At 60.6% G+C, this 14,268-nt stretch carries 14 protein-coding genes and 1 pseudogene; 10 read left to right on the forward strand and 5 right to left on the reverse strand.

Translation table 11 applies throughout. From position 1 onward, the window contains the following. The first annotated feature begins 38 nt into the window (after window positions 1–38). From BLR72_RS14815 to BLR72_RS14830, 4 genes are read left to right on the forward strand one after another with little or no spacing between them, the layout of a single operon-like run. Window positions 39–1,007 carry an ABC transporter permease gene (locus BLR72_RS14815; protein ID WP_175492371.1) on the forward strand — a complete coding sequence of 323 codons (969 nt, stop codon included), beginning with the start codon at window positions 39–41 and terminating at the stop codon, window positions 1,005–1,007. Next, entirely contained in the window at window positions 1,004–1,885 is an 882-nt protein-coding gene (locus tag BLR72_RS14820) for an ABC transporter permease (RefSeq protein WP_091949861.1), read from the forward strand. Before BLR72_RS14815 ends, BLR72_RS14820 begins: the two co-directional genes overlap by 4 nt. Beyond that, the gene (locus BLR72_RS14825) at window positions 1,878–3,908 is read left to right on the forward strand and encodes a dipeptide ABC transporter ATP-binding protein (RefSeq protein WP_091949863.1); all 2,031 of its coding nucleotides are present in this window, start codon (window positions 1,878–1,880) and stop codon (window positions 3,906–3,908) included. The genes BLR72_RS14820 and BLR72_RS14825 overlap by 8 nt, the downstream gene beginning before the upstream one ends. Beyond that, on the forward strand, window positions 3,905–4,933 hold the full coding sequence (locus BLR72_RS14830) for an Ldh family oxidoreductase (RefSeq protein WP_091949865.1): 1,029 nt from the start codon (window positions 3,905–3,907) through the stop codon (window positions 4,931–4,933). Before BLR72_RS14825 ends, BLR72_RS14830 begins: the two co-directional genes overlap by 4 nt. A gap of 163 nt (window positions 4,934–5,096) precedes the next feature. On the opposite strand, the pseudogene BLR72_RS14835 reads toward BLR72_RS14830, so the two are convergent. Continuing rightward, a pseudogene (locus tag BLR72_RS14835) lies at window positions 5,097–5,255 on the reverse strand (LysR family transcriptional regulator); the annotation flags it as partial. Window positions 5,256–5,405: 150 nt separating this feature from the next. Between BLR72_RS14835 and BLR72_RS14840 the strand changes: the two are divergent. Continuing rightward, window positions 5,406–6,143, forward strand: coding sequence for an isochorismatase family protein (locus BLR72_RS14840; RefSeq protein WP_091950269.1), 738 nt, complete (start codon window positions 5,406–5,408; stop codon window positions 6,141–6,143). 94 nt (window positions 6,144–6,237) lie between these two features. On the opposite strand, the gene BLR72_RS14845 is transcribed toward BLR72_RS14840, so the two are convergent. Both BLR72_RS14845 and BLR72_RS14850 read right to left on the reverse strand, forming a co-directional pair. Next, window positions 6,238–6,717, reverse strand: a complete 480-nt coding sequence (locus BLR72_RS14845; protein ID WP_091949867.1) for an SRPBCC family protein — start codon at window positions 6,715–6,717, stop codon at window positions 6,238–6,240. Beyond that, window positions 6,714–7,073, reverse strand: a complete 360-nt coding sequence (locus tag BLR72_RS14850; RefSeq protein ID WP_091950271.1) for an ArsR/SmtB family transcription factor — start codon at window positions 7,071–7,073, stop codon at window positions 6,714–6,716. Before BLR72_RS14850 ends, BLR72_RS14845 begins: the two co-directional genes overlap by 4 nt. 140 nt (window positions 7,074–7,213) lie before the next feature. On the opposite strand from BLR72_RS14850, the gene BLR72_RS14855 reads away from it, so the two are divergent. After that, a complete protein-coding gene (locus BLR72_RS14855) occupies window positions 7,214–8,380 on the forward strand; it encodes a YbfB/YjiJ family MFS transporter (RefSeq protein WP_091949869.1) in 1,167 nt (388 codons plus the stop codon). On the opposite strand, the gene BLR72_RS14860 is transcribed toward BLR72_RS14855, so the two are convergent. Then, window positions 8,377–8,790: an ACT domain-containing protein gene (locus BLR72_RS14860; RefSeq protein WP_091950273.1), complete on the reverse strand. Its 414-nt coding sequence runs from the start codon at window positions 8,788–8,790 to the stop codon at window positions 8,377–8,379. The two genes, BLR72_RS14855 and BLR72_RS14860, sit on opposite strands and share 4 nt — an antisense overlap. Window positions 8,791–8,953: 163 nt before the next feature. Here BLR72_RS14860 and sbmA (BLR72_RS14865) point away from each other — a divergent pair, with 163 nt between their 5' ends. Together sbmA (BLR72_RS14865) and sbmA (BLR72_RS14870) are read left to right on the forward strand one after the other, a co-directional pair. Beyond that, the gene (gene sbmA, locus BLR72_RS14865) at window positions 8,954–10,207 is read left to right on the forward strand and encodes a peptide antibiotic transporter SbmA (RefSeq protein WP_091949871.1); all 1,254 of its coding nucleotides are present in this window, start codon (window positions 8,954–8,956) and stop codon (window positions 10,205–10,207) included. Window positions 10,208–10,392: 185 nt separating this feature from the next. Beyond that, window positions 10,393–11,646, forward strand: a complete 1,254-nt coding sequence (gene sbmA, locus BLR72_RS14870) for a peptide antibiotic transporter SbmA (RefSeq protein WP_091950274.1) — start codon at window positions 10,393–10,395, stop codon at window positions 11,644–11,646. Window positions 11,647–11,668: 22 nt separating this feature from the next. On the opposite strand, the gene BLR72_RS14875 is transcribed toward sbmA (BLR72_RS14870), so the two are convergent. Continuing rightward, the gene (locus tag BLR72_RS14875; protein WP_244506715.1) at window positions 11,669–12,706 is read right to left on the reverse strand and encodes a polysaccharide deacetylase family protein; all 1,038 of its coding nucleotides are present in this window, start codon (window positions 12,704–12,706) and stop codon (window positions 11,669–11,671) included. Window positions 12,707–12,853: 147 nt separating this feature from the next. Here BLR72_RS14875 and BLR72_RS14880 point away from each other — a divergent pair, with 147 nt between their 5' ends. Together BLR72_RS14880 and BLR72_RS14885 are read left to right on the forward strand one after the other, a co-directional pair. Beyond that, complete coding sequence (locus BLR72_RS14880; protein WP_091950277.1) at window positions 12,854–13,438, forward strand: NnrU family protein; 585 nt, start codon at window positions 12,854–12,856, stop codon at window positions 13,436–13,438. Window positions 13,439–13,582: 144 nt separating this feature from the next. Continuing rightward, window positions 13,583–14,263 carry a tetratricopeptide repeat protein gene (locus BLR72_RS14885; RefSeq protein WP_091949873.1) on the forward strand — a complete coding sequence of 227 codons (681 nt, stop codon included), beginning with the start codon at window positions 13,583–13,585 and terminating at the stop codon, window positions 14,261–14,263. The last annotated feature ends 5 nt before the right edge of the window (window positions 14,264–14,268 follow it).

The following is a 14,268-nucleotide window of genomic DNA, read 5'->3' on the forward strand; positions in this document are numbered from 1 at the left end:
CTGCAACAGCCAGCTCCGCGCAGGTGGGGCTGGCTAACATGGGAGCTAGAGCCATACTTTCCTTTCTGCTGAAGCGCGTTGCCCTTTCGGTCGTAACCCTGTTCCTGCTCAGTATCATGGTGTTCCTGGGAGGGCAGGTGCTCCCCGGGAATGTCGGGCGCGCCATATTGGGGCCGCTCGCCGACCAGCGTGCCGTCGACGCGCTCAACCATTCGCTCGGCCTCGACCGGCCGCTGCTTGTGCAATACTGGGACTGGATTTCCCATTTCGTTCAAGGCGATATGGGCACTTCCTATATTTTCCGAGCGCCTGTTGCGCCTTTCGTCATCGATGCCCTCGGCAATTCGATGAAACTTGCGCTCGTTGCTTTCATCATGGTGGTGCCGCTCGGCATTCTCGGCGGCATCATCGCCGCGCTGAATGTCAACCGGCCCATCGACCGCATCATCAGCCTGGGGGGGCTCTCGGCAACCGTTCTGCCGGAATTCGTCACCGGCATCATCTTCATTCTGCTCTTCGGCGTCTGGCTGAACTGGCTGCCGATCGCAGCCGTCTGGCCGCCGGGTTCGGGCATCTTCACCCAAATCTACTATTTGATCCTTCCGGCATTGCCGCTGTTCCTCGTGCTCTTCGGCTACATCGCGCGCATGGCGCGATCAGGCATGATCGAGGCGCTCGATGCCGACTATACGCGCACCGCCGTTTTGAAGGGCCTGCCTTGGCATACGGTCATCTGGCGGCACGTGCTGCGCAATGCGCTGCTGCCGACGATCACGGTCATCGCCACCCAGACCGGCTACCTCATTGGCGGGCTCGTCGTTGTCGAGACTCTCTTCCGTTATCAGGGCATCGGCTCGCTGATCTTCACGGCCGCACGCGGCAAGGATTTCCCAGTGCTTGAAGCCGGTATCCTGACGATCGGCATCGTCTATGCGGTGGCGACGCTGATTGCCGATCTTCTCTATTCCGTCCTCAATCCACGCATCCGACTGGGGACCGATCAATGACGGCGACCGATATCAAACAGCCTGACCTGCCCGCGCCGCCGATCAAGCGTAGTCCCGCAATGGAAGTGGTGGCCGCGCTCGGCCGCTCCGGTTCTTTCATCACGGGTCTCGTCATCGTTGTCTTCTGGGTCCTGTGTGCGCTCTTCGGCGAATATTTTACGCCGCACGATCCGCTTGCGGATGACATCATCAACGCGCTCATGCCGCCCTCCGCCGATAACTGGTTTGGCACCGACCAGCTCGGTCGCGACGTGTTCTCGCGCGTCATCGTCGGGTCGCGCGATATATTGACGGTCGCGCCGCTGGCGACGTTGCTGGCCACCATTGCCGGCACAACGCTCGGCCTGTTCACCGGCTATTTCCGCGGACTTGTCGACGACGTGATCAGCCGCATCCTCGAAGCGTTCATGGCAATCCCGGTCGTGATCGTGGCACTGCTCGCCATCGTTGCGCTCGGAACGTCGAAGACCACGGTCATCATCGTCATTGGCCTGAGCTTTGCGCCGATCATCGCCCGCACCGTGCGTTCGGCCGTCCTGTCGGAGCGCGAACTCGACTATGTCGCGGCGGCGCAATTGCGCCGCGAGAGTGCGTTGCACACCATGTTCGTGGAAATTCTTCCCAACGTCATACCGCCAATCCTCGTCGAGACGACCGTGCGTCTTGGCTATGCCATCTTCGCGGTTGCAACGCTGAGCTTCATGGGCTTCGGCATCCAGCCGCCGTCGCCGGACTGGGGTCTGAGCATTTCAAGTAATTACGGGATGATCGGCGGCGGCTTCTGGTGGACCGTGCTCTTCGATGCGTTCGCTATCGCCTCGCTGGTGATCGGCGTCAATCTTGTGGCCGACGGCGTGCAGGGGGCCTTGAATGACTGACTTATCGACACCCAATGCGCTCGAACTGCATCACCTCTCCGTCGCCTATAGGGTTGGCGGCCGCAACCGCGCTGTGCTGCGCGATCTGAGCCTTACGATTCGCCCGGGCGAAGCTTACGGCCTTGTCGGCGAATCCGGCTGCGGTAAATCGACGGTTGCCCTGTCTGTCGTGCGCTATCTTCCCCGCAACGGGGTCATCACAGCCGGCGAAATCGCCTTGGCCGGCCACAATGTCATGAAGCTCGACAACGAGTCGCTGCGCCGCATGCGTGCCGAAAGCGTGTCGATGGTCTATCAGGATCCCGGCAAGGCGCTGAACCCCTCGATCCGCATCGGGCGGCAAATGACCGAGATTTTTGAACTGCGCGGAATTTCCAGCCAGGCCGCGGTCGACCAGGCCATCTCCATGCTCAATCGCGTCCGTATCTCAGATCCGCTGCGAGTCATGCAGCGCTATCCGCACCAGCTCTCCGGCGGCATGCAGCAGCGCGTCGGCATTGCCATGGCGCTCGCCAGCGATCCGACAATGCTGATCCTCGATGAGCCGACCACCGGCCTTGACGCGACGGTCGAGGCGGAGGTGCTTGACCTCATTGCCAAGCTTAGGCAGGAACTTTCGGCGTCGATCCTGTTCATCAGCCACAACCTCGCGGTGGTCTCGCGCATGTGCGACCGCGTCGGCGTTCTTTACGCCGGCATGCTGGTCGAGGAGGGGACGACCGCCGAAGTTTTCAACAATCCGCGCCATCCCTACACCGTGGCACTGTTGCGCTGCCTGCCGCGGGGCGGCCAGCGCAAGGACCAGATCAGGCTCGACACAATTCCGGGATTTCTCCCGGCGCCGGGCGCAACGATCACCGGCTGTCCCTTTGCCGATCGCTGCGCCCTTGCCGACAGCCGGTGCCATAATGAACTGCCGCCGCTGCACGACCTCGGTGGCCGCCTTTCGCGGTGCCACTATCACGAACGCGCGCAGGACCTGCCGCGTGCGACGCCGGGAAGCATTGCGGCAGCGTCGGCGGTCCATGGCGGCGAGCCGGTTTTGCGCATCAAGGATCTCAACAAGACCTATGCTGCCCATGGCCACGCCCTGCGTGCGGTCAACGACGTTTCCCTTGATCTGATGCCGGGACAGACCCTAGGCCTCGTCGGGGAATCGGGAAGCGGCAAGACAACCTTTGCCCGGCTCCTCCTCGGCCTCGTCCCGGCCGACTCCGGCGGCTCGATGCAACTCGACGGCCAGCCGCTCGCGTCGAAACTCGAAAGCCGCAGTGCCGATCAGGTCAAGGCGATGCAGATCGTTTTCCAAAACCCCGATTCAGCGCTCAATCGCGCGCATTCGATCCGGCACATCATGGGCCGTGCCTTGCGGACGCTGGCCGGCCTGAAAGGCGCGGCGCAGCAAAAACGCCTCATCGAGTTGGTCCGATCTGTCCGGCTTACAGAGCGTCATCTCAGCGTCAAGCCGCGCCAGCTTTCGGGTGGCCTCAAACAGCGTGTGGCAATCGCCCGCGCCTTCGCCGGCGATCCGCGCATCGTCGTGTGCGACGAGCCCACCTCGGCGCTCGACGTGTCGGTGCAGGCGGCGATCCTCAATCTCCTTGCCGATCTGCAGACAAAGGAGCACGTCAGCTACATCTTTATCTCGCACGATCTCGCCGTCGTTCGTTACCTGTCCGACCATATCGCTGTGCTCTATCTCGGGCGGATCATGGAGATCGGCCCGTCCGAACGCGTGTTCTCCGGCCCGCACCATCCCTATACCGAAGCGCTGCTTTCGGCCGTACCGAAGCTCGACGAGACCGAACCGAGCCGCGTCCGGCTTGACGGGGAGATTCCAAGCGCCGTCAATCCGCCGTCCGGTTGCGTTTTCCATACGCGCTGCCCGCGCAAGATCGGCGCGATCTGCGAGGAACAGGAGCCGCCGCTCTTCGATTCCGAACCCGAACACAGGATTCGCTGCCACATTCCGTTCGAGGAATTGGCGCGGCTGCAAAAGAAGCAAGAGGTAATGCCGGCATGAGCGACGAGAGGGTGATGACCTATGACGAAATCGAAACGCTCGCGGCGAAGGCCTTGATCGCCTCTGGCGTTGCTCCGGAGAATGCGGCGGCGGTCGCAAAATCAATTGCGGCGGCCGAACGTGACGGACAGGCGATCGTCGGCCTTTCCTATCTTCCGACCTATTGCGACCATGCCGCCTGCAAGAAGGTGGACGGCCACGCGCAGCCGCGTCTTGAGCAATTGTCGCCTGTCGCGCTTCGCGTTGACGCCGGCACCGGCTTTGCCCATCCGGCGATCGCGCTCGGACTTCCGGCGCTCATCGACGCGGCCCGGCAATCGGGCATTGCGGCGCTGTCGGTCACAAATTCCTATGCCTGCGGGTCGCTCGGCTATTTTGTCGAGGATCTGGCAGCCGAGGGGCTCATTTCACTGATGACGGCCAATGCTTCACCCTCGATTGCGCCCTTCGGAGGCAAGACGCCGTTCTTCGGCACCAATCCGCTCGCCTTTGCCGTCCCACGTGACGGGCATGCGCCACTGGTCATCGACCAGTCGTCGAGCGTCGTCGCCAGGGTTGCGGTCATCGACGCCTATAATCGCGGTGTGCCGCTGCCTGACGGCTGGGCCATCGATGCAGAGGGCGTGCCGACCAACGATGCGGCCGCGGCGATGGAGGGTAGTCTTCTGCCGATCGGAGGCTACAAGGGTTTCGGGCTTGCACTGATGGTCGATATTCTTGCTGCCGGTCTTGGCGGCGCGCACTGGTCCTACGAAGCATCATCCTTTGGCGATTGCGAAGGTGGGCCGCCGCGCACGGGCCAGTTCATCATCGCCATTGATCCCGACATGTTTGCCGGGCCCGGCTTCGCCGGTCGGCTCGAGCAGATGCTTACGGCGGTCAAGGAAACGCCTGCCGTGCGGCTTCCGGGCGACCGGCGTCTCGAAGCACGCCGCCAGCATGCCAACGGTGTCGCGCTGCCGGCCGCCGTGGTGGCGACCGTCGAGCGCTATGCGCGCGACGGCTCACCGATGCTGACGAAATAGGCAGTATTGTCAGCGCCGCAGATCGCCGCGAGACCGAACGCGGATGCAGATTGGGCGGCCTAAACGAATACTACCTTCGGAAGCTCGGCAGCCAGATGATCGATGAAGACGCGAACCGATGGCAGCAGGCCTTATCGGTATGGAATCAGGGCGGTCAGCGTGGAGTCGTGCGGTTGAGCAAGCGAACGCCCAACTCGGACTCAAGCCGCCTGATCCGGTGGCTCAATGTCGATTTGGGCACGCGCAACGTTCGGCCGGCCGCCGTAAAGCCGCCCCGATCCACAACCTGAACGAAATAATAAAACTCGTTGAGATCGAGCATGCCCGCTCCTTCGTCCAAAGAGATGGACGTTAAGTCTGAAATTTGCCCTCTTCTTGGCCAGAAAGCCAGCCCTTAAGTTCGTCCCGTCGCCGCAAAGATAGCGACTCCGGGCGAGCCATGGTGGCTGTCCGGGAAATTGACGGAGGCATCATGGAACGGCGTCACTTCCTCCAGACAGCAGCAATAGGAGCGGCTGCGACGGCATTCGGCCTCGCTCCCTCGCTTGCCGCCGCAATTCAACCACGCCGACCGCAGGAGTACGAAATGTCCGACCAGGTCCGTCCTTATGAACCGCTCACTTCCGACAATACGGCGCTTGTTCTCGTCGATCATCAGATAGGCCTGATGACTGGTGTGCGGGACTACTCCACCGGGGAGTTGAAGCACAACATCGTCGCTCTGGCAAAGGCCGCGCGCGCCCTCGATCTCCCGATCATCGTCACGACCACGGCGAGCGATAGCATGTGGGGGCCGACGTTTCCCGAACTCGTCGAAGCGCTGCCCGGCACAAAGATAATCGACCGGTCGTCGGTCAATGCCTTTGATGATCCGACCGTGGCGCGCGCCATAGAAGCGACCGGCCGCAAGAAGCTAATCTTCGCGGGCATCTCCCTCGAGGTTTGCGCGGCGTTCCCTGCGATAAGTGCGATCGGCAAGGGCTATGATGCCTATGTTGCAGTCGATGCGTCCGGCACATTCAACCAGACGAAGCGAGAGGCCGGCTTGCTGCGCATGCTTCAAGCCGGTGTTGTCGTCTCGGACTATGCGACCCTGATGGTCGAAATCCTCAAGGACAATGCGCGACCCGAAGCCGGCGCCGTTTATGGGGCTCTCGATATGCCATGGGCAAAACTCGTAGGGCAGATCGCGCAGGCCAACGGCAAATGAATTGATCCGCCATCGAGGATTGCGCGCGCCGTGGTGGCGAGCCGTCGAGCGCTATGCGCGCGACGGCTCGCCGATGCTGGCGAAATAGGCCGAGTTACATTTCGCTTTTGATATAAGCGACCAGCTGGTCGAGCACGGTGCCCCAGCCATCGTGGAATCCCATCTCCTCGTGCTGCTTCTTGCTCGCACTGTCGCGATGAATCGCGATGGCCCGGTAGCGTGTGCCGCTTCCTTCGGGTTCCAATGTCAGATAGGCGGTGAAGAAGGGCTTTTCCGACGGGCGATAGCCGGGGAGCAGCGCATCGGTCCATACCAGCTTCTCATTATGAACGACTTCGAGATAGCAGCCGATATTCGGAAACGACTGCCCTTCGGGGGAGAGCATGGTCGTCCGGAACACGCCGCCTGGCCGAAGGTCGATCTCGCAATCGGTGGTCTGCCAGGGCTTCGGCGTGAACCATTTCACGATGTGTTCGGGCGTCGTCCACGCCTTCCATACAAGTTCGCGCGGCACATCGACGACGCGTTCAAGAACGAGATCGAGTTCCGGATTTATTGCGGGTAGCTGCGTCATTTATCCTGCTCCTTAAGTTGAATGAGATAGTCGTCGAGCTGATCGAGGCGGCGTTCCCAGAGGGAACGTTGCTTCGCGAGCCAATCCTCGATCAATTGCAGCGGCTCCGGTTCGAGCCGGTAGGTTCGCACGCGGCCGGTTTTCGCCGACCGCACAAGGCCGCACCCTTCGAGCACCTTAAGGTGTTCGACGAAGGAGGGCAGCGCCATATCGAATGGCGCTGCAAGTTCGCTGACCGAAGCCGGGCTGCTTCCAAGCCGTTCGAGCACGCGTCGCCGCGTCGGGTCTGAAAGCGCGCGGAAGATGCCGTCAATCGGCGCCATCGCGTGCGCAGCACCATGGGTAGCACCAAACATAATCGCACCTCCTTCCATGCGGATTAACACTTAGGATATTTCCTAAGTGTTGGCAAGCCGCCTGCAATCGATTACCGCGAATAACCCAACCATCAATTTTATTGGCTTGTCAGTGTGCACTGCAGCGATAATGTCCCGCCATGCAATCGCAGACCTCATCCTCCGTCCGCCTCGCGCTTGGCGGGCTTGTTTCCATGGCCGTCGGCATGGGCATCGGCCGCTTCATATTCACGCCGATCCTGCCCGGCATGATGAGCGATCTCGGCCTGTCGCCGGGCGATGCGGGCCTTATCGCCTCCGCGAACTATGTGGGATATCTGCTCGGCGCGGTGGTGGCGGGTTTCAGCTGGTGGTCCGGCTATGAACGGCCGCTCGTCTACCTCGCGCTGGCGTCGAGTGCCACCCTCTGCTTCATCATGAGCATAAGCGATGGCGTCTTGGTCTTTTCGCTGGTGCGGTTCCTTGCCGGCATGGCCAGCGCCTTTATGCTGGTCTTTGCGGCGACGATCGTCTTCAGCCACCTTGCAGCAGCCAACCGCCAGGACCTGCAGGCGATCCATTTCGGCGGAGTCGGCACCGGCATTGCCGTTTCATCGCTGCTCGTCGCCTTCAGTTCCGCCAATGGCTATGGTTGGCGGGAGGACTGGATCGGTGCTGCGATCCTTTCGCTATTGGGTCTGCTGGCCGTACTTACGCTCATCAGGACGGGTCCCGTTCGCAGTGGCGCGGCGGTAGAGGAGCCGCGTCTTGCCTGGACGCCCGCTTTCATCAAGATCAATATCGCCTATGGCATATTCGGCTTTGGATACATCATTACGGCAACCTTCATCATTGCCATCGTGCGCTCCAGCCAGGGCGGGCCGTGGATGGAGGCGCTGGTCTGGCTCCTGACCGGCATCGCCGGGGCGGTTTCGGTCTGGCTATGGACGCCGCTTCTGCACCGGACCGGCCCGTTCATCGCCCTTGCGCTCGGATGCGCGGTGCAGGCGATCGGCGTTGCGGCAAGCGTCGTCCTGCCGGCGCCCTATGGTCCGATAATCGGCGGTCTCCTGCTCGGACTGACATTCATCGTCATCACCGCCTTCGGCTTCCAGGCGGGCCGGGTGCTCTTGCCGCATTCGCCGCGCAAGGTCATGGCTGTGATGACGGCGGCTTTCGGTATCGGCCAGATCATCGGTCCGCTCGTCGGCGGCTACCTTGCCAATATCACCGGCGACTTCATCTTCGCGACGCTCGCTGCGGCGGCAAGCCTCATCGTTGCCGCGGCGTTTGCCTATTCGGCGCGGCGCGGGCAGGGCGGCCGCTAGCTCGTTCGCCCGGCGTCCTGCGCCAATTGATGCAGCAAGTTCATGGCCTCGTCGGCGCGATCTTCCAGCACGAACAGGTGGTCGTGGTAATACCCGGCGACCGGATTGACGCCCATGCTGGCCTTCGCAAGGCAAGCAGTGATCGCCGCAAGAAAGCCGACGGCCTCCAGCGAGGAGTGAACATCGAGCGTTATCATCCGCGAGCGGAATATCGCTGCAAGCCCATATTGCTTAGCGGTGGCTTCATCGACGATCAGCGTCAGGCCTTCCGCCTCGCGAAACATCATCACCGGCTCGACGCCGGCCGGGGCCGGGTCACCCTTGGCAATGGTCGCAAACATATAGACGCCCTCGGCGAGAACCGGACGCATCGTTGCCAAAAGCTTGCCAAGATCCGTTTCACCAACCATCGCGTCCTCCATTGTTTGTTCATTGCAACCAGCAAGCTGGGCAAAAGTAAACGTTGAGCCTTGCCTAACTGCGGACACCGTGCACTAGCTTTGAGAAGAATATTATCTAACCAACTGATTTCACAACCATAAATTGCTAGAGATTGCATAAGGAACGCGCCGCGTGTTTGTATCGTTTTTTCCCAAGCCCAAACTCTTCTTTATTTCTGCCGTGCTCTGGTCGCTTCTCGCCGTCCTTTTCTGGTTTACCATAGGCGAACAGCTTGGCGCCCGGTTCGGCCTGCCGCCGGCGGCGCCCGATGCGCCGCCGATCATCGGCATTGCCAGCTTCTGGTCGACGCCCTTCATCTGGTTTTATATCTATTTTGCCATCGTCGTCGTTATCTTCGCCGCATTCTGGGCCTGGTTTTCCCCGCACCGCTGGCAGCGCTGGTCGGTGCTCGGCTCAGCCTTCATCCTGTTCGTCACCTATTTCCAGGTGCAGGTCAGCGTCGCCGTAAACAATTGGTACGGACCATTCTACAATCTCATCCAGACGGCAGTGTCGAAGTCCGCGCCGGTGACCTACGAGCAATTCTATGAGGGGGTAAGCCAGTTCCTCGGCGTCGCCCTGGTCGGGGTCACCGTTAGCGTGCTTCTCGCCTTCTTCGTCAGCCACTACATCTTCCGCTGGCGCACTGCCATGAACGAATTCTACATGTCGCACTGGAGCCAGCTTCGCCATATCGAAGGCGCCTCGCAGCGTGTGCAGGAAGACACGATGCGCTTTGCCGAGACCATGGAAGGGCTCGGCGTCCGGCTCATCGATTCCTTCATGACCTTGATTGCCTTCGTCCCGGTGCTGATCGCGCTCTCGGCAAATATCACCGAACTGCCGATCGTCGGCGAAGTGCCGCATCCGCTGGTCTTTGCCGCCGTTTTCTGGTCGATCTTCGGAACGGTCGTGCTCGCCGGCGTCGGCGTCAAATTGCCGGGCCTGCAGTTCCGCAACCAGCGTGTCGAAGCAGCGTACCGCAAGGAGCTCGTCTATGGTGAGGATCACGACGACCGCGCCCAGCCGCCGGTGGTGAGGGAGCTTTTCGCCAATGTCCGGCGCAACTATTTCCGGCTCTATTTCCACTATATGTACTTCAACGTCGCCCGCTATCTCTACCTGCAGACCGACAATATCTTCTCGCTGATCGTGCTGATCCCTTCGATCGTCGCCGGCAAGATCACGCTCGGGACGATGAACCAGATCACCGGCGCCTTCTCGCAGGTAACGGTGTCGTTCCAGTACCTCGTCAATTCGTGGACGACCATCGTCGAGCTTATATCGATCTACAAGCGCCTGCGCGCCTTCGAGGCGGTGATCTATGATGAACCGCTACCGTCGATCGACGAGCACTACCTGCGTACGCAGTCGGAGAATAGCTGAGTCATTCCGTTACAGGCGGGCGATTGCAAATCGCCCGCCTGTAACCTCGCCATCCCCATTTTCCGATCGTCAGATCATTACAGCAATTTAATCGCTGTTGAGCGATGTTTGACCAATTCGTGCTGTTAAGTGCAATTCAGAACAACTATGAATTGCGCAACTTTTCACACGGAGAACGTGTCACTGTGTTCGTTTCATTCTTCCCAAGGCCGAAGCTCTTCTTCATTTCGGCAGTGCTCTGGTCGCTTCTCGCCGTCCTTTTCTGGTTTGCCATAGGCGAACAGCTTGGTGCCCGGTTCGGCCTGCCGCCGGCGGCGCCCGATGCGCCGCCGATCATCGGCATTGCCAGCTTCTGGTCGACGCCCTTCATCTGGTTTTATATCTATTTTGCCATCGTCGTCGTTATCTTCGCCGCATTCTGGGCCTGGTTTTCCCCGCACCGCTGGCAGCGCTGGTCGGTGCTCGGCTCGGCCTTCATCCTGTTCGTCACCTATTTCCAGGTGCAGGTCAGCGTCGCCGTAAACAATTGGTACGGACCATTCTACAATCTCATCCAGACGGCAGTGTCGAAGTCCGCGCCGGTGACCTACGAGCAATTCTATGAGGGGGTAAGCCAGTTCCTCGGCGTCGCCCTGGTCGGGGTCACCGTCAGCGTGCTTCTCGCCTTCTTCGTCAGCCACTACATCTTCCGCTGGCGCACTGCCATGAACGAATTCTACATGTCGCACTGGAGCCAGCTTCGCCATATCGAAGGCGCCTCGCAGCGTGTGCAGGAAGACACGATGCGCTTTGCCGAGACCATGGAAGGGCTCGGCGTCCGGCTCATCGATTCCTTCATGACCTTGATTGCCTTCGTCCCGGTGCTGATCGCACTTTCAGCGAATATCACCGAACTGCCGATCGTCGGCGAAGTGCCGCATCCGCTGGTCTTTGCCGCCGTTTTCTGGTCGATCTTCGGAACGGTGGTGCTCGCCGGCGTCGGCGTCAAATTGCCGGGCCTGCAGTTCCGCAACCAGCGTGTCGAAGCAGCGTACCGCAAGGAACTCGTCTATGGCGAGGATCACGACGACCGCGCCCAGCCTCCGGTGGTGAGGGAGCTTTTCGCCAATGTGCGGCGCAATTATTTCCGGCTCTATTTCCACTATATGTACTTCAACGTCGCCCGCTATCTCTATCTGCAGACCGACAATATCTTCTCTCTGATCGTGCTGATCCCTTCGATCGTCGCCGGCAAGATCACGCTCGGGACGATGAACCAGATCAGCGGCGCCTTCTCGCAGGTAACGTCGTCGTTCCAGTACCTCGTCAATTCGTGGACGACCATCGTCGAGCTGATATCGATCTACAAGCGCCTGCGCGCCTTCGAGGCGGTGATCTATGATGAGCCACTGCCGTCGATCGACGAGCACTACCTGCGCACGCAGACCGAAGACGCTTGAGACTGACGAAGTGAGGGGCGGCTCAGATGCCGCCCTTTGCCGCGGGTTGTGAAACTTCCGCCCGGGCAACGGGCATGGCAACACCGCCCGTTTCCTTCAAATATTGGCTGTACGTCGTGCACCGCACATCGGCTTTGGGGCAGACCTCTTCGGTAAAGCGCTCCAGCGCCCGCCAATAGGCATCGCCATTCATCAGCGTGAAGTGCAGCCCGATCTGGAACGGGATGCGCTGGCCTTGATACTGTCGGTCGAAAGCGCCCTTGAAGGCGTCATAGGCGCGGCCCTCGAACACGTTCAACTGGTCGGGACGCTCCACCGCGCCCGAATGGCGGACGTAAAGATTATAGTCCATGGCGATCACAGGGCGATTCTGCGGGCCTTCGCTGATCGTCGGCAGCCCGAACTGATAGATGCCGCCCGAATGCACCGGCAAGGCCGGCCCCCGCGAAACGCCGCTGCCGTCGAAGGCATAGCCCTGTTCGCGGAGCGCCGATATCAGCGCGGGACCCTCGGAAAGATAGGGCGCGCGGAATCCGCGTATCTCGTCGGTGACAAAGTTTTTCCAGCCTTCGGGCTCCGCATCGTTTCCATATTTCGCCCAGGCGCCGGTCAACACCTGCTTGTAGGTGACAAGTTCCCGCTGCCAGTCTGCCCTTGTCCAGTTCTTGCCGTCGAAGTGGCCGCAGGCATGGCTCGCGATTTCATTGCCTTCGTTTCTTGCCCGCCAGATATTGTCGAGCCGCTTTGCGATATCCTGTTTCGATGTGGCGAAGCCGATGTTCGAACGCCCCTGCGCCTGGCCGGGAGCCTGGTAGGACTTCCGGTCGGACTGATCGATCAGGAAGACGCAGGAAAGAAAATAGGTGAACTTCGCATTGCTGCGCTGCGCAAGTGCGCGGCTGCGATCCCAAAGCTCGTTGCTGCCGGAATTGTCGAACGAGATCAGCACATATTGCGGCTTTGCGTCCGGCGTATCGCGCGCCGCCACGCCGCCATCGGCCAAAGCCGGCATCGAAAACAACAGGGTCGCGGATGCGGCGGCGAGGATGGTCGAACGCATGATGGGGTAACGCGGCTCCGGGAAGGGAAATAACGTCGCTACAGGGCAATTGTGGCGATGATCGGACGCGGCGATCCACCGCAAGCGATCAGCTTGGAACTATTCCAATGCCGCTATAATCTCAGGCATCTTTCGGGGAGGGCGACCATGCTGGTACTGATTCTTGGGATCATTGTTTTTCTCGGCGTTCATTCGGTCCGCATCGTTGCGCCGCAATGGCGGCTCGCCAAGATCGAGCAGTGGGGCGAGAACAAGTGGAAGGGCTTCTATTCGGTACTCTCGCTTGCCGGCTTCTTCCTCCTCGTTTGGGGATACGGCCTTGCCCGTCCTGACGCCGCGATCCTTTATGAACCACCGGTCTTCATGAAGCATATAGCCGGTCTCCTGATGCTTTTTGCCGCGATCTTCCTCGGCGTCTTCATCGCGAAGCCCGGCAGGATGAAACCCGCGCTCAAGCACCCGATGCTTATCGCCATCAAGACATGGGCATTGGCGCATCTTCTTGCCAACGGCGATCTGGCCTCGCTGATCCTGTTCCTGTCGTTCCTCGCCTGGGCGGTGGCTGATCGGATTGCCATCAAGCGACAGGAGCGCGCCGGTCTCATTAGCGCCCCTAACATTGTGGCAGGCCCGGTGTCCAATGACATCATCGCGGTCATGATTGGCGTCGTGCTCTACGGCCTGTTCGTGTGGAAATTGCACGCTTTGTTGATCGGCGTTCAGCCGATGTAACCGGCGACGATGTCCTAATTTTCGTTTGCCACTTACATCCTTTGAGTTTTCCGACTAAAAGCGCCTGAACTCCATGCGCGGGCGGCTCTGCTGCACCGCGTTTTTAACAATTGTACTTTGGCGCAAGCTGAACCAAGAGGCACTATGACTGACGACGGCTTTTTCCGTGAAGTGAATGAGGAACTGCGTTCCGACAAGGTGAAGGCTTTCTGGAAACGCTACGGCTCGCTGCTCATCGGCGGCGTGGTCGCAATCGTCGTCGGCACCGCGGCCTTCTCCTTCTATGAATACTGGACCGAGAGGCAGGCTTCGCAATCGGGCGACAAGTTCCTGGCTGCGCTCAACCTTGTTCGGGACGGTAAGAACGACGACGCACTCAAGACGCTCGATGAACTCGAGAAGGATGGCTACGGCGCTTATCCGGTGCTCGCACGCATGCGCGCCGCAGGCGTTCTTGCCCAGAAGGGCGACACCGCCGGCGCGGTCGCCGCCTTCGACAAGGTCTCCGCCGATAGTTCGATCCCGCAGGCCATTCGCGATCTTGCCAAGCTGCGCGCTGCCTTCATTCTCGTGGACACCGGTTCCTATGAGGACGTGGCAAGCCGCGTCGAGACGCTGTCTTCAGATTCAAGCCCGATGCGTCATTCGGCGCGCGAGGCGCTGGGTCTTGCGGCCTGGAAGGCTGGACGCGGCGCCGATTCCGCCAAGCTGTTCCAACAGATCGCCGACGACAAGTCGGCTCCCGCCAATGTTCGCCAGTTCGCCGATACCATGCTGGATATGTTGCGCAGCACCGGTGCGGCGCCTGCTGCAACAGCCGGCTGAGACAG

It is taken from the genome of Phyllobacterium sp. YR620 (assembly GCF_900104165.1).
Lineage (GTDB): Bacteria > Pseudomonadota > Alphaproteobacteria > Rhizobiales > Rhizobiaceae > Phyllobacterium > Phyllobacterium pellucidum.

Excerpts from the sequence above, each read along its gene's own strand:
- BLR72_RS14855 (WP_091949869.1), top strand. The coding sequence starts at position 7,214 with ATGCAATCGCAGACCTCATCCTCCGTCCGCCTCGCGCTTGGCGGGCTT.
- BLR72_RS14860 (WP_091950273.1), bottom strand. The coding sequence starts at position 8,790 with ATGGTTGGTGAAACGGATCTTGGCAAGCTTTTGGCAACGATGCGTCCG.
- BLR72_RS14850 (WP_091950271.1), bottom strand. The coding sequence starts at position 7,073 with ATGTTTGGTGCTACCCATGGTGCTGCGCACGCGATGGCGCCGATTGAC.
- BLR72_RS14825 (WP_091949863.1), top strand. The coding sequence starts at position 1,878 with ATGACTGACTTATCGACACCCAATGCGCTCGAACTGCATCACCTCTCC.
- BLR72_RS14875 (WP_244506715.1), bottom strand. The coding sequence starts at position 12,706 with ATGCGTTCGACCATCCTCGCCGCCGCATCCGCGACCCTGTTGTTTTCG.
- BLR72_RS14845 (WP_091949867.1), bottom strand. The coding sequence starts at position 6,717 with ATGACGCAGCTACCCGCAATAAATCCGGAACTCGATCTCGTTCTTGAA.
- BLR72_RS14820 (WP_091949861.1), top strand. The coding sequence starts at position 1,004 with ATGACGGCGACCGATATCAAACAGCCTGACCTGCCCGCGCCGCCGATC.
- BLR72_RS14885 (WP_091949873.1), top strand. The coding sequence starts at position 13,583 with ATGACTGACGACGGCTTTTTCCGTGAAGTGAATGAGGAACTGCGTTCC.
- BLR72_RS14840 (WP_091950269.1), top strand. The coding sequence starts at position 5,406 with ATGGAACGGCGTCACTTCCTCCAGACAGCAGCAATAGGAGCGGCTGCG.
- BLR72_RS14815 (WP_175492371.1), top strand. The coding sequence starts at position 39 with ATGGGAGCTAGAGCCATACTTTCCTTTCTGCTGAAGCGCGTTGCCCTT.
- BLR72_RS14830 (WP_091949865.1), top strand. The coding sequence starts at position 3,905 with ATGAGCGACGAGAGGGTGATGACCTATGACGAAATCGAAACGCTCGCG.
- BLR72_RS14880 (WP_091950277.1), top strand. The coding sequence starts at position 12,854 with ATGCTGGTACTGATTCTTGGGATCATTGTTTTTCTCGGCGTTCATTCG.